Source organism: Streptomyces sp. NPDC093109, assembly GCF_040701725.1.
In the GTDB taxonomy this organism is placed as follows: Bacteria; Actinomycetota; Actinomycetes; order Streptomycetales; family Streptomycetaceae; genus Streptomyces.
Map to the genome: position 1 here is coordinate 48849 of NZ_JBFBEZ010000025.1, position 20837 is coordinate 69685.

The following is a 20837-nucleotide window of genomic DNA, read 5'->3' on the forward strand; positions in this document are numbered from 1 at the left end:
AGCGAGCCCAAACGGAAATTAACGATCCGTTCTTGGTCACACACCGGCGGCAATGCGACGGTCCGCCGCCACACGGGGATGTGTGACGGCGGACCGAACGGCCGGCGCTTACGCGGCGCGATGACGACTAGCTGGTCTTGACCAGCTCATTGTCGGGAGTAACGGCGAACCAGGTGCCGCCGACACCCTGACCGTTGGTGTCACCGGGCTTCTTGTCGTTGGCGAAGGTGTAGATCGGCGAGCAGTTGATGGTCTGCTGCTTGATTCCGTCGGGACGGTCGAAGGTCACGAAGCCCTTCTTGAGGATGCCGTCGGCGACATCGTTCTTGTCGACGGGGGCGACAACCGGCCACTTGTCGAGGCACTCACCGGTGCAGGCGGTGCTCATCGGCCACGCGGTGTCCTTGGTGAACCGGTAGACCGTCATGCCCTTGGAGTCGACCATGATGTCGCCGAGCTTGGGGTCCTTGCGGACCGACAGGCCCTTCAGGTCGGCCGGGGCCGTGTCGCCGCCACCGGTGGCGGCGCCGCCGGCACCGCCGGAGGCCTTCGAGCCGTCGGGGGCCGAGGCGAACCAAGTGCCGCCGACGCCCTCGCCGTTGACATCACCGGCGGCGGTGTCCTTGGCGTACCGGTACATGGGCCAGCCGTCGACGGTGAGCTGCTTCGTGCCGTCGGCACGGGTGACCTCACCGAGCAGCTGGGCGTCCGTACCGGCCGCGGCCTTGGCGTTGTCGGCCGTGACCACCGGCCAGGCCGCCTCGCAGTCGCCCTCGCAGTTGGACTTCGGCGGGCTGGCGGTGTCCCTGTCGAAGCGGTAGAGCGTGAAGCCCTCGCCGTCGGTGAGGACCTTGCCGACCTTCGCGTTGGTGGCGACGGCGAGCTGGCCGGCCGGCTTGGTGGCCGCCGTGTTCGCCGTACCCGCGTCGGAGCCGTAGTCGCTGCCGGAACCGGAACCGGAGCCGGAGCCGGACGAGCCGGACCCGGCGTAGCCGGAGCCCGCGTCGGCCGGGCTCACAGCGCCGACGGACTGCCCGTTGGTGGTGCCTTGATCCTGACCGCACGCCGTCGTCAGGGCCAGTACGGCCGCCGCGGTCACCGCGAGCGAGGCGTTCCGCCAGGTGTTCATGTCGACTCCTGTTATCAGTTGGCCAGTTGCGGCGCCCATGTGCGCTGCTTCATGGCCCTAAGTACGGAGCTGGGGTGGGCTCGCGTTCAACGCGGCCGGAAAAAACTTCTGAGGCTCTGTGAGACCACCGCCAAATACCCCCTATCCGGGGGAATCTGCTCAGTTTTCCGCGTGCCGCGGCCGGAAGAGGAACAGGCTCCCGCCCGTGTACGGATCGTTCGCCGGCCGGCTGCTCGCAGCCGCCGCACTCATAGCTCTGACGGCCGCCCCCGCGCCCGCCGCCGCGGACAGCTGCGCCTACGCCTCGGTCGGCGCGGGCGGCTCCGGCGGCTCCGCGTGGGCGTCGGCGGGGGACGGCCACTGTCCGCCGCCGACCCCGCCGCCCCCACCGACGCCCCCGCCTCCCCCGACGCCTCCTCCGCCACCGCCACCGCCCACGCCGCCACCACCGCCGACGCCACCACCGCCACCGGCACCGCCACCGCCCGTCGTACCGAAGCCGCCGCCACCGCCGCCGCCCGCGCGGCCGACGCCCCGGCCACCGAAGGCGACTCCGGCGCCGGCGCCCGCACCGGTGCCCGCGCCCGTACAGGTACGGCAGCCGCCTCCGGCCCCTCCGGCACCGGCGCCGCCCGCGCCCGAACCCACGCCGAAACCCACGCCGAAACCGACCCCGTCCGCCACTCCCACCCCGACCGCGGTCGCCCTGCCCGCGTACCGCGAGGCGACCCGTGACCAGCCGCGGAACCACACCTCTCCGGTCCTGATGATGCTCCTGCTCACGGCCCCGGCGGTGCTCGCCGTCGCCGTGCTGCGCCCCCGTTCCCGCTGATCCACGGAGACACTCATGTCGGAATGGCTCGTTCTGTCCCTCGCGATGGCCGCCTCCTGCGCGGTCGTCCTGACCATCGTCGTCTTCAACAGCCGCCGGTTCGGCCCGGACGACGACACCAGCGGAACCCCCGACGTCCTCGACTACATGACGATGATGATCGGCGTGATCTACGCGATCGTCCTGGGCCTCGCGATCGCCGGCGTCTGGGAGGGCCGCGCCGCGGCCCAGGACTCCGTACGCCAGGAGGCCCAGGCCCTGCACGAGATCAGCCAGCGGGTGCAGGTCTATCCCGCCGAGGCGCGGGACCGGATCCGCGCCGACGTGGACGCGTACGTCACGTACGTCGTCCACAAGGAGTGGCCGCACATGGCCGAGCACCAGACGCTCAACGCGAAGGGCACCGAACTGCTCAACACGCTCCGCGCCGACGTGACGCGGTTCGTACCGCGTACGGAGCTGGAGGGCCAGGCGTACCAGCCGCTGGTCGACCAGGTGGCGGCCGTGGACGACGCCAGAGGGGTGCGCGGCGAGAACGCCGGGCCCACCATGCCGGCGGTGGTCTGGTTCGGCCTCATCACCGGCGCGGTGGTGACCGTGGGGCTGATCTTCCTCCTCCAGATCCGCCGCACCTTCCGCGAGCTGCTCCTGGCGGGCCTGTTCAGTGTGCTGATCGCGTTCCTGCTCTTCCTGATCTGGGACTTCGACGCGCCCTACGGCCGGGGCATCGGCGCGACCCCGGCGCCCTTCCTCGATCTGTTCCCGCACCTCGGGTCCTGAGGAGAGACGTCCGGAGCATGTTCCGGGGCGCGGGGGTCCGCCGGCCGGGGGACTCCCGTGCCCCATTCGACCGTCAGCGATCGCGGCTGTGATATCGCGCTTCTAGCGTTTCCGGCATCGAGGCGCATGTAACGGTATGTGTGGAAAACGGTTCCGCAGCTGCTCCTCGGGGACCCGGAGGATTCACCATGCGCGCGATACGTGCCGCGTCCGCCGCTCTGCTCGGAGCGGTCGCGCTCGCCCTGACCGCCCCCACCGCGACGGCGGCGGTCGACGGCGGCACGACCCCGTTCGGATTCAGCGTCACCCCCGCCACGGTCGCACCGGGCGGCCGGGTGACCCTCGGGGTCACGAACTGCTCCTCGACGGCCACCGCCTCCTCCGGCGTCTTCGACACCGTCAACATCCCCTCGGGCCGTACGGCCCTGGCCACGGTGGACTGGGACGCCAAGGCCGGCACGGCCCATCAGGTGACCTTCACCTGCAACGGGGTGACGGGCCGGACCACTCTCACCGTCTCGGGCGCCACCAGGGCCCCGGCCGCCGTGCCCGTTCCCGCCCGGACGGCCCCGACGGCCGCGTCCACCGCGATCGCGCCCGCCGGGGTCAGGGGCGGTCTGGGCGGAAGCGTCGGCGGGGTCACCAACGGCGAACTGGCGGCCGGTACGGCACTGGTCGTCGTGGCCACCGCCGGCGCCGTCCACGCGGCCCGCCGCCGTACCGCGGCGAGCCGCGGACACTGAGAAAACGCGGACACCGCGCCACGGGAACGCCGGTCGCCCCGAGCCTCCACCAGGACTCGGGGCGACCGGCGTTCCGCGCGGTCACGCCGTCACACCGTCAGACGCTCGCGCCGCTCGTCCGGCGCCGGCGGGCGACGAAGAGCGAGCCCGCGACGGCCGCCACCGCGACGAGCCCGCCGCCGACCGCCATGTCCGTGGAGCTGGGGCCGACGGAACCGCCGAGGCCACCGAGCGCGCCGCGCCCCTCCACCACCCGGAACTGGTGGGTCGCGACCCGGTCGTCGTCGCTGCACCGGACGGCCAGGTTGTAGTGGCCCGGCGTGGTGCGTTCGTGGATCCGGGCCCGGGCCGAGGAGTGCCCCGACTCGTTGTCCGACAGCTCCACCCGGGAGAACGCGTTGGACGTGACGCTGCCACCGTGGCCGCAGCCTTCGACGCGAATGTGGATCGTGCCGCCCTGGTGGACCTCGAAGGGGTTGACGGTGACATTCCTCGGACCGTTGGTGGCGACGGCCAGCGGGGCGGAGAGCGCCACGGCCGCGCAGGCGGTCGCGGTCACCGCGAGAGCGCGTGAAGCACGCATCGTTGAACCTCCAGCGGAAGACGCCCCAAAGCGGTGCTCCGGGAGATTCGACGAGTACGCCTTCCATGACGAACCCTCACCGCGCGACCGGAACGCCGCATTTCGGCACGGTCCGCGCCGGTGGGGCGACACGCCGTCGTACCCCGTCCGTGCCTGACGGACCCGCAGGTCACGGACCGTCAGAAAAAATCTGGGCGCCGAGCCCTCCAATGGGTCATCCCACCCGGCCGCACCACCCGTTCGCACGCCAGTGATCGCCGCTCGGGCACCGTGCGCTTACCGTGCCCGCAGGTGCCCACGAAGGGAGAACTATGGGCCGGGTCCATCACGCTCCGGAGTCGAGGAAGCGCTCGCCCTGGGGCGTACTGGCTCTCGTCATGCTCACCGGGATCGCCGTCATGCGGAACGGGATCGACGGGCCGCTCGGGCCGCCCCAGCCGGCGGCCGCCGCCGCGCCGGTGGCCCGCCCCGACCCGGCGGCGCTCGCGACCGGCACCGCCCCGGCCGTCAGACCGCTGCCGTACGCCCCGATGTCCCGGGTGCGGATCCCCGCCCTCAAGGTGGACACGCCGGTCGTGGACGTGGGTCTCGACCCGGACGGCTGGATCGCGGCGCCGCCCGCGCAGGACCCGAATCTGGCCGGCTGGTACCAGAACGGCGTCGCGCCGGGCCAGCGCGGCACCTCCGTGGTCGTCGGCCATGTCGACAACCGCAAGGGGCCCGCCGTCTTCTACGGACTCGGCTCGCTGGAGCGGGGGCAGCACATCGAGGTGGACCGGTACGACGGCCGCACCGCCGAGTTCGAGATCTACGGCGTCGAGGTGTTCGCCAAGAACGACTTCCCCGGCTCCCGGGTCTACGGCGACACCGGCCACGCCGAGCTGCGGGTGATCACCTGCGGCGGCGGCTACTCGAAGGCGGGCGGCTACGACGGGAACGTCGTCGTCTTCGCCCGGCTGGTCGGCACGGACTGACCGGCCACCGGCCGCGCCCCTGACCGCACCGCGTACCGGCGGCGTGGTCAGGGGCGCGGCGCGCTCCCGGACGGGGTCAGCGGTGCGGTACGGAGACGCGGTAGCCCGCGTCCAGCAGCCGGGGCAGATAGCGGCGCAGCGCCGCCACGCTCTGCGAGCGGTCGCCGCCCGCGTCGTGCGACAGGACGACCACCCCGGGCCCCGCGCCGTCCACCACACGGCGGACGATCGTGCTGGTGCCCGGGGTGGTCCAGTCCAGCGAGTCGACGGTCCAGCCGAGCGGTTCCATGCCGAGTTCGGCGCCGATCTCGAACGAGTGCCGGTTCCAGGCGCCGTAGGGAGCGCGGTACCAGAGCGGTGCCTCGCCGATGGTCTCCTCGATCACATCGCTGGTCCGTGCCATCTCGCGGCGGATGCCGGAGCGGGTGAGCCGGGTCATCTGCGGATGCGACCACGAGTGGTTGCCGACGACATGGCCGTCGTCGGCGATGCGCCGGAGCAGGTCGGGGTTGTCGTACGCCATCTCGCCGCAGACCAGGAACATCGCGCGGACGTCGTACCGGCGCAGGGTGCTCAGGATGGCGGGCGTGTACGCGGGGTCGGGTCCGTCGTCGAAGGTGAGCACCATGGTCCGGCCCAGCTCGGGCAGTTCCAGGACGGGCCGTACCCGGACCGGGGTCGCGGCCCTGCGGAAGCCGGAGCGCGCGCCCTCCGTCATGGGCTGGAGCCGGTACGCGGAGGACCGCAGCCGGGCGCTCGCGAGCGGTCCCGCGGCCGGTCCCGCGGAAGGCGCGGCGGGAGGTGCCGCGGGCGGTGGTCCCGCGGTCGGGGGCAGGGGGGCGGCGCGGCCGGGGGTCTGTGCCTGCCCGGCGGTCAGCAGCCGGGCGCTGACCGCCACCCCGAGACACGCGCCGATCCGCAGGGCGGCGCGCCGCCCCGGAAGCATCTGATCCTTCTTCATGACCAATGGCTTGCACGGCGCACGCGCCACGCCGCTCCCCCACACCGGGCGCCCGGGGGAAAACACCCGATGGGAGGAGCGGCCCGGCCGGGGCGCCGGTCGGGTACGCCACCGGGAACGGATACCCTGCGTGCCGTGACCGACCAGCAGCAGCCCACCCAGTTCGAACGCGGGACCGACGGCCCGAAGGTGATCGTCGTCGGTGTGGACGGTTCGTCGTCCTCGTACCGCGCCGCCGCCTACGCCGGTGGTCTGGCGCGGCGGCAGAAGGCGCTGCTGGCCGTCGTCTATGTGCAGCCCGTCATGGCGGCCGGCGCGTCCCTCGGCATACCGGTGGCGGGGACGACCGCGGAGATCGCGGAGGAGCTGGCGGAGGAGATCCGGGTGGCCATAGAACGGGTCAAGGACGTCTGGGATCTGCGCTGGGAGTTCCACACCTTCCACGGCGACCCGTACAGCGGCCTGGTCACGGCGGCGGACGAGCTGACGGCGGACGCCGTGGTGGTGGGCGCCTCGGAGTCGGCGGGGCACCGGTTCGTGGGGTCGGTGGCGGTGCGGCTGGTGAAGGCGGGGCGCTGGCCGGTGACCGTCGTCCCGTAACCCGGCTCGGGACCGCCCGCCCCCCCCCGGGGCTACCCGCGGCCCAGGGCCAGTCCGTCGGCGGCAGCGCCGCGGCTCAGGACGGCGGCGCTGATCTCGGCGAGCGCGGTGGCGTAGTCGTCGCGGTCCGGGTCGGCGCGTACGGCGTCGCGCAGATCCACCACGCGGCCCGCGCCGGTGTCCATCAGCTGCGGGACGAACTCCGCCTTCCGTACCGGCCAGCGCTCTCCCGGCGCGGCGGGCGGCGCGAAGGTGAACCGGCCGATCGAGCCCTGGTTGCCGCGCCCGTCGAGTTCGCCGTCGTCATTGGTCATGATCCCGGCGATCTGGTCGCCCATCCCGTAGATGATCCAGGTGCCGTTGACCTTCTCGTAGGCCTGCGGGACATGGGCGTGGGTGCCGAGGATCAGATCGATGTCGGGGCGGTTGCCGGTACGGGACGCGGTGAGCCGTTTCCCCAGGCCGAGCTGGATCTCGTCGGGGGCCGTCTGCCACTCGGTGCCCCAGTGCAGGCTGACCACGACGACATCGGCGCCGGCGCGCCGGGCCGCGCGGGCGTCGGCGACGATCTTCTTCTCGTCGATGAGCGCGACCGCCCAGGGCTCTCCGTCGGGCAGCGGAAAGTCGTTGGTGCCGTAGGTGTAGGCGAGTTGGGCGATCCGGGCGCCGCCCGCCGTCAGGGTGGCCGGGCGGTTCGCCTCGGCGGCCGAGCGGGCCGATCCGGTGTGCCGTACGCCCGCCCTGTCGAGGGCGTCGAGGGTGCGCCGTACCCCGGCGGAGCCGTCGTCGAGGCTGTGGTTCGAGGCGGTGGAGCAGGAGTCGTAGCCGGTGTCCCTGAGCCCCTGGGCCACCTCGGGCGGCGAGACGAAGGCCGGGTAGCCGCTGAAGGGGCCGTCCTCCTCCCCGGCCACGGTCTCCATGTGGCAGATCGCCACGTCCGCCGCGGCGACGACGGGCCGTACGCCGGCGAGCATCGGCGCGAAGTCGTGTCCGGAGCCGCCCGCGTCCGCGCGCGCCCGGTCGATCACCGAGTCGTGCGGCAGGACATCGCCCGAGGCGACCAGGGTGAATCCGCGCCGCTGCGCCGGGGCGGGCGCGCCGGTGCCCGGCGGTCCTGGCGGGGCCGGTGGTGTCCGGGGGGCCGCGCAGGCCGCCGCGGCCGTCATGAGCAGCGCCACGGCGGCCACTGCTCCCTGTCGCACACGCTGTGTCATGGGTGGGGCTCCGGGGTCCGGGGATACCGATCCCTTGAATCCATATAGTCATATAAATGGATGTCAAGTAACCAACCCGACACCACGCCCGAATAGGGCCGAACGGCGGCCGGCGGCCGTCCCCCGACCGTTCACCGCACCACTCGTCGCAGTGAGCGACCGCTCGTCGCAGATCTCTGCCCGCTGTCTGTCCCCCGGCGCCGCCATGGGTTCGGATACGCCGCACGGCACACCGCGACACCGGCGAGAAAGGGCGGCCCACGATGACCACCGCTACCGCGACACGCACGGCCGACGGGACCACCGACGAGCGGGCCCTGGCCGAACTCCAGCACCGGCACGGCCCCGCCCTGCTGCACTTCCTGCTCGGCCTGGTCTACGGCGACCGCCAGCGCGCCGAGGACCTCGTCCAGGAGACGCTGCTACGGGCCTGGCTCCACCCCGAGGCGTTCGACGCGCCCTTCGAGTCGATGCGGCCCTGGCTCTTCACCGTCGCCCGCCGGCTGGCCATCGACGCGCGCAGATCCCGGCTGGCCCGCCCGCCGGAGGTCGGTGACGCGGTGCTGGCCGCCACGGCCGACCCCGAGGACCGTACGGAGAGCGCGGTCGCGGCGCTCGACGTGCGGCGGGCGGTGCGGACGCTGAGCGGGGAGCACCGCGCCGTGCTGGTCCAGATCTACTTCCGCGGGCTCGGCGTCAACGAGGCGGCGCGGGTGCTGGGCATTCCGCCGGGCACCGTCAAGTCCCGTACGTACTACGCGCTGCGGGCCCTGGCGCACGCGCTGCCTGGCTACAGCAGGAGCGGCGACGGGGCCGGCGCCGGGACCGGCGACAGGCCCGGCTGCGGTTCCGGTCACCGCAGGTCGTCCTCGTCCAGCAGTCCGAGCAGTGACGGCGTGTCGGCCACCTCCCCATAGGCCGCGCCGCATCCGTCGCACTCCGCCAGATGGTCCGCGACCCGGCGGCCCTCCCCGGGCGTCAGCGCGCCGAGTACATAGACGCCGAGAAGCGACCGTACATGTGGGCCGGAATCGTCCGCTCCATCGTCGGCGTTCTCACCGTCGGCCACACCCGTCACAATCCGCTCCCGTCAGCCGACCGATCCTGCTCTTCTGGCCACGCGGAGCGGCTGCCGCCGGTTCAATGCTCCCTTAAGCAGGTTTCGGGGGGACGGAAGGAAGGCGGAAAATCGATGCGTCCGGAATGCACTGAAGGGGAAGGGACCGGCGGTGGCGGGCTGCTCGTCCCCATGGCGTGGATGTACGCGGAGTACATCGCCGACGAGCTCCTGCGCACCGGTGATCTGATGCCACCGACGACACTGGAGTACCGGGCGGGCCGGGACGCGCTGGCGCTGACCATCTTCCTCTCCGACGGCTCGGTGGGCGGACCGCGCGTGGTGGCCAGAATGGAGGAGTGGCGCTCGCTCACCGCGTACGGCACGAGCTGGCGGGAGTGGGTCTGCGCGCGGCTCGACCGGCTGGAGGCGCTCGACTTCGAGGCCGGCTCGGGGACCCGTGATCCGGATCTGGCGCTGGCGGGGACGGCCTGGCGGTGGCTGGAGGAGACGGAGCTGCTGGCGCCGGACCTCGACGCGATGGGCCCGTACGGCGCGGGGCCGCCGACCGCGGACGAGGCGGAGGGGCCCCAGGTGTGGACGCCCGCCTGGCAGTTGGGGCTGCCGCTGGGGCATCTGGCGATCCATCTGTTCTGAGGACCCGCGCCACCGCGAAAGCCTCGCGACAGCCGCGCGACAGCCGCGAGTGAACCGCGGGGCAGCGGCGAGACAGCCGCAGGTCTGCCGCGCGTCAGCTGCCGTGCACGCCCGCGCGGTACTTGGGAATGCGTACCGTGATCTTCATACCCGCGCCGACGCCCGTCTCGATGACGAGGCCGTACGCGTCCCCGTACACCTGGCGCAGCCGTTCGTCCACGTTGAGCAGCCCGATCCCGGTGGAGGCGCCGCCCTCGCCGCGCAGGATCCGGCGCAGCCGGTCCGGCTCCATGCCGACGCCGTCGTCCTCGATCACCACCTCGGCCTCGGCGCCCGCGTCGAGCGCGCTGATGGTGATCCGGCTCGCGGTGGCGTCCGCCCCTTCGAGACCGTGCTTGACCGCGTTCTCCACGAGCGGCTGGAGGCAGAGGAACGGCATCGCGACGGGCAGCACCTCGGGGGCGATCTGGAGGGTGACCGAGAGCCGCTCACCGAACCGGGCCCGGACGAGGGCCAGATACTGGTCGATGGAGTGCAACTCGTCGGCCAGCGTGGTGAAGTCGCCGTGGCTGCGGAACGAGTAGCGGGTGAAGTCGGCGAACTCCAGCAGGAGTTCGCGGGCGCGGGCCGGGTCGGTCCGGACGAACGAGGCGATCGCGGCCAGCGAGTTGAAGAGGAAGTGCGGTGAGATCTGCGCCCGCAGCGCCTTGATCTCGGCCTCGATCAGCCGGGTGCGGGAGCGGTCGAGCTCGGCCAGTTCCAGCTGTACGGAGACCCAGCGGGCCACCTCACCGACCGCCCGTGCCAGCACCGCCGACTCGCGCGGCGCGTACGCGACCAGCGTGCCGAGCACCCGGTGGTCGACGGTCAGCGGGGCCGCCACGGCCCAGCGCCGCGGGCAGTCGAGGTCGTCGCAGGCGTCGGCGAAGGCCGTACCGCGACCGCTGTCGAGCAGCCCCCCGATCCGCTCCATCACCCGGGCTCCGTGGTGGTCGCCCGTACCGTCCCAGGCGAGGACCCGCTCCCGGTCGGTGAGGCAGAGCGCGTCCGTGCCGAGCAGCGAGCGCAGCCGGCGGGCCGCCTTGCGGGCGCTCTCCTCGGTGAGACCTGCGCGCAGCGGGGGCGCGGCGAGCGAGGCGGTGTGCAGCGTCTCGAAGGTGGCGTGTTCCACCGGGGTGCCGACATCGCTGGTGCGGCCGTGCGGCGCGGTGCGCCGGCCGAGGAGGAAACCGCCCGCGACGAGCAGCGGGCCCAGGGTGATCAGTACGGCGAGAGCGGAGCCGCTCATGTCAGGCCCTCCGGCAGATGGAAGCGGGCCATCGCGGCGTTCGTGCCCGCCGGTATCCGGCTCCGGGTGGCCAGCGAGACGAGGATCATGGCGAGGAAGCCGACGGGCACGGACCAGACGGCGGGCCAGGCGAGCAGCGCGTGCGGCCACCCCGACCGTACGGTCCCGGTCACCGTGATGACCGTCGCGGCGAACGAGAGACCGCCGCCGAGCAGCAGTCCGGCGGCGGCCCCCGGCGGGGTGAGCCCCCGCCACCAGATGCCCAGCACGAGCAGCGGGCAGAAGGACGACGCGGAGACCGCGAAGGCCATGCCCACCGAGTCGGCCACGGGCGCCCCTGCGACCAGCAGCGACCCGCCCAGCGGTACGGCCATGGCGATCGGGGTGGCCAGCCGGAACTGCCGTACCCCGCGCGCGGGCAGCACGTCCTGGGTGAGGACCCCCGCGACGGCCATGGTCAGCCCGGAGGCGGTGGAGAGGAACGCGGCGAAGGCGCCGCCCGCGACCAGCGCGCCGAGCAGATCACCGGCGAGCCCGCCGAGCGCCCGGGCGGGCAGCAGCAGCACGGTGGCGTCGGCGTCGGTGCCGTGGGGCAGCACGGGGACGTACAGCCGGCCCAGCGCCCCGTAGACGGGCGGCAGCAGATAGAACGCGCCGATCAGCGCCAGTACGGCCACGGTGGTGCGGCGGGCGTCCCGGCCGCCGGGGCTGGTGTAGAAGCGGACGACGACGTGCGGCAGCCCCATCGTGCCGAGGAAGGTCGCGATGATCAGACCGTAGGTGGCGTAGAGCGGGTGGTCGGCGCGGACGGCGACGGCGGCGGCCAGGGCCGCGTCCGGGCGCGGCCGTCCGTCGCCCCACCAGGCCGTCAGCAGGAAGACGGCGGGGACGAGCAGCGCGGTGAGCTTGAGCCAGTACTGGAACGCCTGGACGAAGGTGATGCTGCGCATGCCGCCCGCCGCGACGGCCACCACCACGACGAGCGCGACGAGCACCCCGCCGAACCAGCCGGGTGCGCCGGTGAGGATCTTCAACGTCAGCCCGGCGCCCTGGAGTTGGGGTACGAGATAGAGCCAGCCCGCGCCGACCACGAAGACACCGACCAGCCGGCGCACGGCGCGTGATTCGAGCCGTCCCTCGGCGAAGTCGGGGAGGGTGTACGCGCCGGAGCGGCGCAGCGGGGCGGCGACGAACACCAGCAGGACGAGATAGCCGGCGGTGTAGCCGACCGGGTACCAGAGCATGTCGGGGCCGTGCAGCAGCACCAGTCCCGCGACGCCGAGGAAGGAGGCCGCGGAGAGGTACTCGCCGCTGATCGCGGCGGCGTTGAGGGAGGGCCCGACGGTGCGGGAGGCGACGTAGAAGTCGGAGGTGGTACGGGATATCCGCAGCCCGAAGCCGCCGATGAGGACGGTGGCGAGCACGACGACGGCGACGGCCGTGACGGGGTAGCTCTGGTTCACGGGGCGGGCCGGCCCTTCACGAGCCGGGCGAAGTCGCGCTCGTTGCGCTCGGCGCGCCGTACGTACCACCAGCCGCCGAAGGTGAGCAGCGGGTACGCGGCGAAGCCCAGCACCACCCAGACGGCGGTCGCGTCGCGCAGCGCTGCGAAGGCGAGCGGGAGGGTGCCGGCGGTCAGCGCGAGGACGCCGAACACCGTGAGTCCGGCGCGCAGTTGGCCGCGCATGAGGGAGCGGACATAGGCGTCGCCGAGCGCGGTGTGTTCCCGGATCTCGGCCTGGGCGCGGTAGCGGGGCAGCGGGCGGACGCGCCGGGGCTCGCCGGTGACGACCTCACGGCGCGGCGCGGGTACGGGCGCGGACCGGGGTGTGGACGGGGGTGTGGACGGCGGTGGGGGCGCGGGCTCGCCCGGTCCGGTCCTCGGGTCCTTCACCGGGGCCGCCGCATCAGCAGCTCCCGCAGCGCGCGGGCGTGCCGGCGGCTGACGGCCAGCTCGGCGTCCCCGACGCGGACGCTCATCGCGCCCGCGTCCAGGCGCAGTTCGTCGATGCGGTCGAGCGCGACGAGATGACGGCGGTGGATCCGTACGAAACCGCGCGGCCCCCAGCGCTCCTCCAGTGTGGTGAGCGGTATCCGGACCAGATGGCTGCCGGTGCCGGTGTGCAGCCGGGCGTAGTCGCCGCGCGCCTCGGCGTAGGCGATGTCGGCGACGGCGACGAGGCGGATCACCCCGCCCCGTTCGACCGCGATCTGGTCGGCGGCCGGGGCCCGCTCGGGCAGCGGGGCGCGCTCCCCCACGAGTCCGGCGACGCGGCGCACCGCTTCGGCGAGGCGCTCCCTGCGGACGGGTTTGAGTACGTAGTCGACGGCCTTGAGGTCGAAGGCCGTGACGGCGAAGCCCTCGTGTGCCGTGACGAAGACGATCAGCGGGGGCTCGGCGAAGCCGGCCAGCAGCCGGGCGACGTCGAGCCCGGTCAGTCCGGCCATGTGGATGTCGAGGAAGACGACATCGACGGCCCCGGCCCCGCCGGGCCCCGCCTCCAGCGCGGCCCCGATGCGGCGCAGCGCCTCCGTGGCGCCGGTGGCCCCCTCGGCGGTGCGGACGCGGGGGTCGGCCCTGAGCAGATAGAGCAGCTCTTCGAGGGCCGGTTCTTCGTCGTCCACAGCGAGTACGCGCAGCATGAGGCCGGAGTGTAGACCGACCGTCACATGGGGGGGTGGGTAAAGGAGCGGGGCCCGGAACGAGTTGAATTCGGGGGCGGGACGGTTTGAGTGATTCCGCGCTTCACTGCGTAACAGAGAACATGCGGACCTTGGACCTCCATCGTGATGTCGGCGCCTACGCACTCGGGGTGCTGGACGCCTCGGACGCCTTCCGCTTCGAAGATCACCTGATGGTCTGCCCGCAGTGCACGCTGCTGCTGGCCGACTTCGGTGGAGTGAAGGCGCAGCTCGACCAGTACGCCCGCCAGACCCCGGCAGAGGTGGCGCCCTACGCTGTCGCGAGCCCGGAGCTGCTGACCGGGCTGCTCGACCGTACGGCCGCCGGCCGGCGCCGGAACCGCCGGCGGCGGTTCGTGCTGGCCGCCGCCGCGGCGGTGCTCATGGTGGGCGGCCCCCTCGCCGTCCTCGGGGCGGCGCCGCCCGACCGGCAGGACCCTGCCGTGCCCGGGACCGTACGGTGGACCGCCTCGGACGGCGCCACCGGCACCTCGGCCGTCGTGACGACGGCGGAGACGGACTGGGGTACGGACGTCGGCCTCGAACTGGTACGCCCCGGAGCCTCCGATGTGTGCGCCCTGGTCGCGGTGGGCCGCGACGGCTCGAAGGAGACCGTGATGACCTGGGCGTCGCACACGCGGGACGGTGGACGGCTGGTCACCCGGGGCGGGGCGGCGCTGCGCCCGGGAGAGATCGCGCGCTTCGAAGTACGGGCCTCGGACGGACGGCTGGTGGTGGCCATCGCCGAATGACCTGCCGCCCCGGGACAGTGGGGCGGCCCTACTTGAGCAGCCGGGACATTCTGCGGTCGGCGAGCGGCCTGCCGCCCGTCTGGCAGGTGGGGCAGTACTGGAGCGAGGAATCGCTGAAGGACACCTCCCGGACGGTGTCGCCGCAGACCGGACACGCCTCGCCCGTCCGGCCGTGCACCCGCAGCCCGCTCTTCTTCTCCGCCTTCAGCCGGCCCGCGGCCACCCCGCGCGAGCGCTCGACGGCCTCGCGCAGGGTGTCGCGCAGCGCCTCGTACAGCGTGGTGATCTCGTCCTCGGTGAGATTCCGCACCGGCTTGAAGGGCGACATCCGCGCCGCGTGCAGGATCTCGTCGCTGTACGCGTTGCCGATCCCGGCGATCAGCCGCTGGTCCCGCAGCGCGCCCTTGATCTGCCGCCGCTCGCCCGCGAGCAGCGCCGCGAGGGCCGCCCGGTCGAAGGACGCGGCGAGCGGATCGGGGCCGAGCCGGGCGATCCCGGGGACCTCGGCCGGATCGCGTACGAGATGGACGGCGAGGCGCTTGGCGGTGCCCGCCTCCGTCAGATCGAAGCCGTCGCCGCCGGCGAGTACGGTACGCAGGGCCAGCGGCCCCCTGCCCGGCCGCGGCGGCTCGGCGGGGAACGAGTCCTTCCAGCGCAGCCACCCCGCGCGGGCCAGATGGATCGCCAGATGCAGCGCGCCGGCCGGGGCGTCCGCGACGATGTCGAGGTACTTGCCGTACCGGCCGACCTCCGTGACGGTCGCGCCCTCCAGCGCGGCGAGTGGGGGATCGTACGTCTTCAGGGCATTGACCGTCAGCGGCAGGACACGGACGATTTCCTTGCCCACCAGGTGGCCGTCGAGAAACTCTCGCAATGCTTCGACCTCGGGTACTTCCGGCATACATCCAGCGTGCCGCAGGCCCCGCGCGAACGCCCGGTGGGACCGTGCCCGGGCAATCCCGGACCGCCTCGGCCACGAAGACCGGGAAGAGGTGCTCCCAGGGAGCACCGCCGCAGGAAGGAAGGCCCACGTGCCCAAGAGCGACAGCCGAACCGCCGTCCGGCCCGCCCTGGTCCTCGACAGAACGGCCGCGCGGCCCCGCGCCGTCGTGCTGCTGCTGCACGGCGGGCGCGCCGACAGCATGGCTCCGCCCGCCCGGCTGAACCCGGCGGCCACCCGGATGCTGCCGTTCACCCGTTCCGTGCTGAAGGCCACCGAGGGGTGCGATGTCGTGGTGGGCCGGGTCCGCTACCGGCACCGGGGGTGGAACGGCAGCCGTGCCGACGCGGCGCGCGACGCGCTCCGGGCGCTGGACGAGCTGGCCCAGCTCGTGGGCACGGTACCGGTGGTGCTGGTGGGGCACTCGATGGGCGGCCGGGCGGTGCTGGCAGCCGCCGGGCACGAGCGGGTGACCGGGGTGGTGGGGCTCGCCCCCTGGTGCCCGCCGGACGAGCCGGTGGAGCAGCTCGCCGGCCGCCGGGTGGTGCTGCTCCACAGCGACCGGGACCGCGTGACCGATCCGCGCGCCAGCGTGGAACTCGCCGCCCGGGCCAGGGCCGCGGGCTCGGACGCCTGCGCCGTGCTGCTCTCGGGCAGCGATCACGCGATGCTGCGCCGGGCCCGTACGTGGCACGCGCTGACCACCGGATCGGTCACCGCGCTGCTGGGGATGAACCCGTTCCCGGAGGTGGTCGGAGAGGCGTTCCTGCGGGCGACCGGGGGCCGGGCGGAGCCGGTGCGGCGCGTGTGAGGCCGTGGACGCGGCGCGTCATCGGGCGGCCTCCCCCGACTCCACGGACTCCAGGGATGCCGCAGACTCCAGGGACGCCTCGGACTCCAGGGACGCCTCGGACTCCTCGGACAGCAGTCCCTCCGCGCGCAGTTCGGCCCACAGGTCGTCGGGGATCGTACGGTCCGCCAGCGCCGCCGCGTCCCGTACCTCCGCCGCCGAGCGGGTGCCGGTCAGGACCGTGGCCACGGCCGGGTGACGCCGCGGGTAGCGCAGGGCGGCGGCGCGCAGCGGAACGCCGTACCGCCGGGTGACGGCGTCCATGCGCAGTGCGCGGTCGACGAGTCCGGGCGGAGCGGCGGTGTAGTCGTAGGTGGCTCCGGGGCGCGGGTCGGCGAGCAGCCCGGAGTTGAAGACCCCGCCGACGACGACGCTCCGGCCGCGCGCGGCGGCCTCGGGGAGCAGTTCGAGGAGCGCCGACGGGTCCAGCAGGGTGAAGCGTCCCGCGCACAGGACAACATCGGCGTCGGTGTCGCGGAGGAACCGGGTGAGCAGCTCGTTCTGGTTCATCCCGGCGCCGATCGCGCCGATGACGCCTTCGCCGCGCAGCCGCTCCAGCGCCGGGTACGCCTCGGTGAGGGCGGCTTCCGCGTGGTCGTCGGGGTCGTGCAGATAGACGATGTCGAAGCGGTCGAGGCCGGTGCGCAGCAGGCTCTCCTCGATGCTCCGCCGTACGCCGTCGGCGCTGAAGTCCCAGACGCGCCGGTGGGTGGCCGGCACGGCGAAGCCGTTGCCCAGATCGTCCCCGACGGGGAGCGCGCCGCCCGTGCCCGGCGCGGGTTCCAGGAGCCGGCCGACCTTGGTGGAGACAGTGAACTCGTCGCGGGGCCGGTCGCGCAGGGCCGCGCCGAGCCGGCGTTCGGAGAGGCCGAGGCCGTAGTGGGGCGCGGTGTCGAAGTAGCGGATGCCCGCGTCCCAGGCCGCGTCGACCGCCGCCCGTGCCTCCTCCTCGCCGACCGGGGTGTAGAGATTGCCGATCCCGGCGGCTCCGAAGGAGAGTCCGGTCACCCGGACCGTGCTGTTCCCCAGCGTGGTGTACCGCATCCGCCGCCCCTGACGTCTGTCCCCGTCGTCTGTCGAGGTCCGAATATTCATCGGATGACTGGCGCCGTCAACACCTTGTTCCGCGAAACTCTCCGTTCACCGCGCCGGCCGGTTCCGCTCACCGCGCCGGCCGGTCGGGGACCCGGAACTCGCACCACACGCACTTGCCGCTGCCGCGCGACTCCACGCCCCAGCCGTCGGCCAGCCGGTCCACGAGCAGCAGTCCGCGCCCCGACGTGCCCGACTCCCCCGCGTCACGGCGGTGCGGCAGGGCGCTGGAGCCGTCCTCCACCTCGACCCTGATCCGCCGCTCCGGGCCCGGCAGCACCCGTACGATCACGGTCGCCGCGCTGCTCGCGTGCATCAGCGCGTTGGTGATCAGCTCGTCGGCGGTCAGCTCGATCTCGTCGGACCTCTCCCGGGCGCCCCACGCGGTCACCGCCGCCCTGATCATGTGGCGCACCGTGGACAGCGCCTCGGGGTCGCCCTGCGGGACGTACCGCTGGAGCCGGCCGGCCGAGCGGACGGGCCGCGCGCCGCCCCGGCGCAGCAGCAGTACGGCGACGTCGTCCTCGCCGCCGCGCGCGTCGACGACCTCGCAGAGCCGGTCGGCGAGCAGCTGGAGATCGCGCGGCCCGTCCCCCACCAGTGAGGCGAGCAGCTGCATCCCGTCGTCGAGATCGGCGCCCGGCTGCTCCACCAGTCCGTCGGTGTAGAGCAGGAGGGTCTGGCCGGGGTCCAGCTCGACGGTCTCCACCGGGTAGTCCAGCGCCCCGAAGGCGGCCGAGAGCCCGAGCGGCAGCCCGCCGGGCACCAGCAGCCGGCGGCAGCTGCCGTCGGCCTCCCTGACGAGCGGATCGACGTGCCCGGCCCTGACCAGCTGGATCAGCCCGGTGGTCAGGTCGGCCTCGGCGTAGACGCAGGTGGCGAAGCGGTCGGTGTCGAGTTCGTGCAGGAAGACCGAGGCGCGGGCCATCACGGTGGCCGGGATGTGCCCCTCGGCGGCGTAGGCGCGCAGCACGATGCGGAGCTGTCCCATCACCGCCGCGGCGTGCGTGTCATGGCCCTGTACGTCGCCGATGACCGCGCCGACCCGGCCGCCGGGCAGCGGGATCACGTCGTACCAGTCGCCGCCGATGTCCCGGCCGAGCCGGGCGGACCGGTACCGTACGGCGATCTCGGCGCCCTCCACGGCGGGGATACGGCGCGGCAGCATCGCCTGCTGGAGCCCTTCCGCCAGATCGTGCTCCTGCTCGAAGAGCACGGCGCGCTGGAGGCTCTGGGCGATGCTGCTGCCGAGCGCGACCAGCAGATTGCGGTCCTCGGCGGTGAAGCCTCCCCGGTCGGTGTAGAGCAGTCCGAGGGCGCCGATGGGGCGCGCCTGGGCGATCAGCGGCAGATACGCGGCCTTGTGGATGCCTAGTTCGCCGATGTGCGGCCACAGGAGCGGGTAGGACTCGGCGAACTCGGCCGCGGACTCGATGAAGCGCGGCGCGAGCGTCCGTACCACCTCGCTCATCGGATAGCCCTCGTCGGTGCGGGTGACCCGGGTGCCCGGCACGTACGAGCCCTCGGGTCCCTCCGCGACCAGATGGATGCGCCCGGCCTCCATCAGGCCCATGACCAGGCTGGTGGCGCCGAGGTGAGCGAGGCCGCGGGAGTCCTTGAGGACGTCGATGACGTCCTGGACCGTTCTGGCGTGCGCGAGCGCGGCGGTGGTGCCCTCCACGACGCTCGTCTGCACCCGGCGCACGGCGTTCAGTTCGAGCCGGGCGGCCGAGTCGGCCAGCTCCTGGGTGGCGTCGCGGATGACGCCGATGACGCGGAAGGGCCGGCCGTCCTCGTCGCGGCGGATGGCGCCCTGGGTGTGGGCCCAGTAGAGGGTGCCGTCCCGCCGCCGCACCCGGACGTACGCCCCGTAGTTCGCGCTGCCGTCGCGGAACGCCTGCTCGACCACCAGGTCGAGCCGGTTGACCTCGCTCTGCGGGATCCAGGGCGCCAGGCCCTGGATCCGGCCGTCGAACTCGCCGGGGCGCAGACCGAGGACGTCGAGGGCCGGCGAGTCGAGGTGGAGGAGCCCGCTGGCGATGTCCCAGTCGAAGGTGCCCATCCGGTTGAGCGACAGACTGATGTCCGGGTGGACGGGCCAGTCGTCGGGGAGCGACAGGGGACCCCTTGCCCGTTCAGCCATGGAGACACTTTGTCATCATTTGCCGGATTCTTCGAGCGGTCAGCCCTGGAAGGGGTCGGGGCCGGTGAGCACCCCGCCGTCCGCCCCGCCGTCCGCGCCGGGCTGCTCCCCCTCCGGCAGCGGACCGAACAGCTCACCGTCCCCGGCATCGTCACCGGCCCCGGCATCGCCACCGACCGGGTCCGCGTCCGGGACCGGAACCGCGCCCGGGTCCGCGCCCCGGTCCGGCGGGTTCGCTCCCCGGGAGGAAGCGGCGGAGGGCGCGGCGGACGGGGCCGCCGGGACGAGGGCGTCCGGCGGCGGGACCGCGTCGGCGTCGGTCACATCGGCCTCGGGACCGTACGCGGGCGGGACCGCCGGGACGATGTCCTCCCCGCCGTCGGTGCCGATCCGCCGCTCCAGCCAGCCGCCGCCCGCCGTGTCGGCGATGACGAGACCGGCCAGGGCCTCTTCGGAGGGCCGTACGACGACGACCCGTTCGGCCCGGTAGTCCGGCCAGCGGTCGCCCCGGTACTCCACCGACCCCTTGACTGCGACCGGCGGGCTCAGCGGGTTCCCCGACGCGCAGCGGACCCGCGGCAGCCCCCGGCCGTCGACCAGCACGGCGGTGCCCTTCTGCAGGACGGCCTGGAAGGAGGTGACGGCGCCGGCGCGGTGGCCGTGGTCCGTGACCCGGACGTCGGCCCGCAGGGTGACCGGGGTGAGGGCGCGCAGGAAGCCGGGGACGGACTCCCTGCCGATCCCGGCGCCCTGGGCGAAGGCGCGGGAGGTAGCCGGGTCCTGGGTGAGCAGCCGCACCTGCCGCGCGACGGCGCAGCCGGCGGTGGCCGTTCCCTCGTACAGCCCGGGCGTGGAGCCGGGCAGCGCGCGCGGGGTACGGGGTACGGCGCCGGCCCGGCGCTCCCCGGGTACGGCGCCGGCCGGCCCGCCGCCCGCCGGGCTGTCCCGCGACGCGGTGTCGCGGGATGTCCGGGACGTCTCCGGGGCCGGGGCGGCGGGGGCGGCGGCCGGCCGGGTGAACGGGTCGGGTCCCGCGGCGGCGGCCGGCTGGAGGTACAGCTCCCGGTCCGCCGAGGAGTCCGCCCCGCCGCTCCCGCCGCAGCCTGCCGTGATCAGCACTCCCGCGGACAGCGCGGCGAGCGTGGCGTAGCGACGACGGATGAGTGAGCGCACCCGGATCTCCCGTTCTGGTCCTCCAGCGATGTCGCTCCATATCTGCCGGACGTACGGGCGGCCCGCAAGCGGAGGCGGTACGCACTACGCCGTCCGGTCCCGTACCCGGCCGATGCGGGGGTACGGGACCGGACGGCGAACGGGGCCGGGCCGGGACGGACGGGTCAGTCGACGCCCGGCAGGATGTGCGGCTCGGCGAGGTCCTCCTCGTAACCGGCCAGTCTGATCGGGGCGGACCGGGCCCACACCTCAAGGTTCCCGATCTTGTCGGGCCCCCGGCGGTGCCGTTCGGCGGACTCCGCCGGACGTTCCTCGTACCGTTCGACTTCTGGTGTCACCGCGCACTCCTTCGTGTCGCGCAACTCTGGGACAGGGGCGGTTCCGTCG

Annotated in this window: 23 protein-coding genes; 9 read left to right on the top strand and 14 right to left on the bottom strand. The window is 73.6% G+C overall.

Features of this window, described 5'->3' with window-relative positions:
- Positions 1-127: 127 nt before the first annotated feature.
- A complete protein-coding gene (locus AB0389_RS23490; protein ID WP_366397423.1) occupies positions 128-1129 on the bottom strand; it encodes an SCO0930 family lipoprotein in 1002 nt (333 codons plus the stop codon).
- A 336-nt stretch (positions 1130-1465) separates the two neighbouring features.
- Between AB0389_RS23490 and AB0389_RS23495 the strand changes: the two genes are divergently transcribed.
- From AB0389_RS23495 to AB0389_RS23505, 3 genes are all read left to right on the top strand, one after another.
- Positions 1466-1864 (top strand): hypothetical protein, encoded by a 399-nt coding sequence (locus AB0389_RS23495; protein ID WP_366397424.1) that lies wholly within the window; start codon positions 1466-1468, stop codon positions 1862-1864.
- Between the two features lie 112 nt (positions 1865-1976).
- Entirely contained in the window at positions 1977-2741 is a 765-nt protein-coding gene (locus AB0389_RS23500) for a hypothetical protein (RefSeq protein ID WP_366397425.1), read from the top strand.
- Positions 2742-2929: 188 nt separating this feature from the next.
- Positions 2930-3484, top strand: a complete 555-nt coding sequence (locus AB0389_RS23505; protein ID WP_366397426.1) for a hypothetical protein — start codon at positions 2930-2932, stop codon at positions 3482-3484.
- A 97-nt stretch (positions 3485-3581) separates the two neighbouring features.
- Here the strand turns inward: AB0389_RS23505 and AB0389_RS23510 are convergent, their stop codons facing one another.
- Entirely contained in the window at positions 3582-4067 is a 486-nt protein-coding gene (locus tag AB0389_RS23510) for a hypothetical protein (protein ID WP_366397427.1), read from the bottom strand.
- A gap of 311 nt (positions 4068-4378) precedes the next feature.
- Between AB0389_RS23510 and AB0389_RS23515 the strand changes: the two genes are divergently transcribed.
- Positions 4379-5041, top strand: coding sequence for a class F sortase (locus AB0389_RS23515; protein WP_366397428.1), 663 nt, complete (start codon positions 4379-4381; stop codon positions 5039-5041).
- Positions 5042-5117: 76 nt separating this feature from the next.
- On the opposite strand, the gene AB0389_RS23520 is transcribed toward AB0389_RS23515, so the two are convergent.
- Positions 5118-6002, bottom strand: coding sequence for a polysaccharide deacetylase family protein (locus tag AB0389_RS23520; RefSeq protein WP_366397429.1), 885 nt, complete (start codon positions 6000-6002; stop codon positions 5118-5120).
- A gap of 135 nt (positions 6003-6137) precedes the next feature.
- On the opposite strand from AB0389_RS23520, the gene AB0389_RS23525 reads away from it, so the two are divergent.
- Positions 6138-6602 (top strand): universal stress protein, encoded by a 465-nt coding sequence (locus tag AB0389_RS23525; RefSeq protein WP_366397430.1) that lies wholly within the window; start codon positions 6138-6140, stop codon positions 6600-6602.
- Between the two features lie 32 nt (positions 6603-6634).
- Here the strand turns inward: AB0389_RS23525 and AB0389_RS23530 are convergent, their stop codons facing one another.
- Positions 6635-7816 carry a CapA family protein gene (locus tag AB0389_RS23530; protein WP_366397431.1) on the bottom strand — a complete coding sequence of 394 codons (1182 nt, stop codon included), beginning with the start codon at positions 7814-7816 and terminating at the stop codon, positions 6635-6637.
- Positions 7817-8079: 263 nt separating this feature from the next.
- Between AB0389_RS23530 and AB0389_RS23535 the strand changes: the two genes are divergently transcribed.
- A complete protein-coding gene (locus AB0389_RS23535) occupies positions 8080-8733 on the top strand; it encodes a sigma-70 family RNA polymerase sigma factor (RefSeq protein ID WP_366397432.1) in 654 nt (217 codons plus the stop codon).
- Here the strand turns inward: AB0389_RS23535 and AB0389_RS23540 are convergent.
- Positions 8670-8885, bottom strand: coding sequence for a zf-HC2 domain-containing protein (locus tag AB0389_RS23540; RefSeq protein WP_366397433.1), 216 nt, complete (start codon positions 8883-8885; stop codon positions 8670-8672). The genes AB0389_RS23535 and AB0389_RS23540 overlap by 64 nt on opposite strands.
- A gap of 123 nt (positions 8886-9008) precedes the next feature.
- Between AB0389_RS23540 and AB0389_RS23545 the strand changes: the two genes are divergently transcribed.
- Positions 9009-9530, top strand: coding sequence for a hypothetical protein (locus tag AB0389_RS23545; protein WP_366397434.1), 522 nt, complete (start codon positions 9009-9011; stop codon positions 9528-9530).
- Positions 9531-9624: 94 nt separating this feature from the next.
- Here the strand turns inward: AB0389_RS23545 and AB0389_RS23550 are convergent, their stop codons facing one another.
- The 4 genes from AB0389_RS23550 to AB0389_RS23565 form a co-directional block, all read right to left on the bottom strand.
- The gene (locus tag AB0389_RS23550; RefSeq protein WP_366397435.1) at positions 9625-10818 is read right to left on the bottom strand and encodes a histidine kinase; all 1194 of its coding nucleotides are present in this window, start codon (positions 10816-10818) and stop codon (positions 9625-9627) included.
- The gene (locus AB0389_RS23555) at positions 10815-12281 is read right to left on the bottom strand and encodes a cation acetate symporter (protein ID WP_366397436.1); all 1467 of its coding nucleotides are present in this window, start codon (positions 12279-12281) and stop codon (positions 10815-10817) included. The genes AB0389_RS23550 and AB0389_RS23555 overlap by 4 nt, the downstream gene beginning before the upstream one ends.
- Positions 12278-12577, bottom strand: a complete 300-nt coding sequence (locus AB0389_RS23560) for a hypothetical protein (RefSeq protein WP_366397503.1) — start codon at positions 12575-12577, stop codon at positions 12278-12280. The genes AB0389_RS23555 and AB0389_RS23560 overlap by 4 nt, the downstream gene beginning before the upstream one ends.
- A 131-nt stretch (positions 12578-12708) precedes the next feature.
- The gene (locus AB0389_RS23565) at positions 12709-13461 is read right to left on the bottom strand and encodes a LytTR family DNA-binding domain-containing protein (RefSeq protein ID WP_366397437.1); all 753 of its coding nucleotides are present in this window, start codon (positions 13459-13461) and stop codon (positions 12709-12711) included.
- A gap of 122 nt (positions 13462-13583) precedes the next feature.
- Between AB0389_RS23565 and AB0389_RS23570 the strand changes: the two genes are divergently transcribed.
- Positions 13584-14252, top strand: coding sequence for a zf-HC2 domain-containing protein (locus AB0389_RS23570; protein ID WP_366397438.1), 669 nt, complete (start codon positions 13584-13586; stop codon positions 14250-14252).
- Between the two features lie 28 nt (positions 14253-14280).
- Here AB0389_RS23570 and AB0389_RS23575 read toward each other — a convergent pair whose 3' ends face one another.
- Entirely contained in the window at positions 14281-15153 is an 873-nt protein-coding gene (locus tag AB0389_RS23575) for a DNA-formamidopyrimidine glycosylase family protein (RefSeq protein ID WP_366397439.1), read from the bottom strand.
- A gap of 130 nt (positions 15154-15283) precedes the next feature.
- Here AB0389_RS23575 and AB0389_RS23580 point away from each other — a divergent pair, with 130 nt between their 5' ends.
- On the top strand, positions 15284-16003 hold the full coding sequence (locus tag AB0389_RS23580) for an alpha/beta fold hydrolase (RefSeq protein WP_366397440.1): 720 nt from the start codon (positions 15284-15286) through the stop codon (positions 16001-16003).
- Between the two features lie 18 nt (positions 16004-16021).
- Here AB0389_RS23580 and AB0389_RS23585 read toward each other — a convergent pair whose 3' ends face one another.
- From AB0389_RS23585 to AB0389_RS23600, 4 genes are all read right to left on the bottom strand, one after another.
- The gene (locus tag AB0389_RS23585) at positions 16022-17086 is read right to left on the bottom strand and encodes an aldo/keto reductase (protein ID WP_366397441.1); all 1065 of its coding nucleotides are present in this window, start codon (positions 17084-17086) and stop codon (positions 16022-16024) included.
- Between the two features lie 118 nt (positions 17087-17204).
- The gene (locus AB0389_RS23590) at positions 17205-19277 is read right to left on the bottom strand and encodes a SpoIIE family protein phosphatase (protein ID WP_366397442.1); all 2073 of its coding nucleotides are present in this window, start codon (positions 19275-19277) and stop codon (positions 17205-17207) included.
- Between the two features lie 39 nt (positions 19278-19316).
- Entirely contained in the window at positions 19317-20450 is a 1134-nt protein-coding gene (locus AB0389_RS23595) for a DUF6777 domain-containing protein (RefSeq protein WP_366397443.1), read from the bottom strand.
- A gap of 164 nt (positions 20451-20614) precedes the next feature.
- On the bottom strand, positions 20615-20788 hold the full coding sequence (locus AB0389_RS23600) for a hypothetical protein (RefSeq protein WP_181957574.1): 174 nt from the start codon (positions 20786-20788) through the stop codon (positions 20615-20617).
- Between the last annotated feature and the right edge of the window lie 49 nt (positions 20789-20837).

Bases quoted from the DNA above. Each gene is read 5' to 3' on its own strand.
- AB0389_RS23590 (WP_366397442.1), bottom strand. From the start codon at position 19,277: ATGGCTGAACGGGCAAGGGGTCCCCTGTCGCTCCCCGACGACTGGCCC.
- AB0389_RS23585 (WP_366397441.1), bottom strand. From the start codon at position 17,086: ATGCGGTACACCACGCTGGGGAACAGCACGGTCCGGGTGACCGGACTC.
- AB0389_RS23545 (WP_366397434.1), top strand. From the start codon at position 9,009: ATGCGTCCGGAATGCACTGAAGGGGAAGGGACCGGCGGTGGCGGGCTG.
- AB0389_RS23565 (WP_366397437.1), bottom strand. From the start codon at position 13,461: ATGCTGCGCGTACTCGCTGTGGACGACGAAGAACCGGCCCTCGAAGAG.
- AB0389_RS23535 (WP_366397432.1), top strand. From the start codon at position 8,080: ATGACCACCGCTACCGCGACACGCACGGCCGACGGGACCACCGACGAG.
- AB0389_RS23490 (WP_366397423.1), bottom strand. From the start codon at position 1,129: ATGAACACCTGGCGGAACGCCTCGCTCGCGGTGACCGCGGCGGCCGTA.
- AB0389_RS23520 (WP_366397429.1), bottom strand. From the start codon at position 6,002: ATGAAGAAGGATCAGATGCTTCCGGGGCGGCGCGCCGCCCTGCGGATC.
- AB0389_RS23510 (WP_366397427.1), bottom strand. From the start codon at position 4,067: ATGCGTGCTTCACGCGCTCTCGCGGTGACCGCGACCGCCTGCGCGGCC.
- AB0389_RS23570 (WP_366397438.1), top strand. From the start codon at position 13,584: ATGCGGACCTTGGACCTCCATCGTGATGTCGGCGCCTACGCACTCGGG.
- AB0389_RS23500 (WP_366397425.1), top strand. From the start codon at position 1,977: ATGTCGGAATGGCTCGTTCTGTCCCTCGCGATGGCCGCCTCCTGCGCG.
- AB0389_RS23505 (WP_366397426.1), top strand. From the start codon at position 2,930: ATGCGCGCGATACGTGCCGCGTCCGCCGCTCTGCTCGGAGCGGTCGCG.
- AB0389_RS23575 (WP_366397439.1), bottom strand. From the start codon at position 15,153: ATGCCGGAAGTACCCGAGGTCGAAGCATTGCGAGAGTTTCTCGACGGC.
- AB0389_RS23515 (WP_366397428.1), top strand. From the start codon at position 4,379: ATGGGCCGGGTCCATCACGCTCCGGAGTCGAGGAAGCGCTCGCCCTGG.
- AB0389_RS23530 (WP_366397431.1), bottom strand. From the start codon at position 7,816: ATGACACAGCGTGTGCGACAGGGAGCAGTGGCCGCCGTGGCGCTGCTC.
- AB0389_RS23550 (WP_366397435.1), bottom strand. From the start codon at position 10,818: ATGAGCGGCTCCGCTCTCGCCGTACTGATCACCCTGGGCCCGCTGCTC.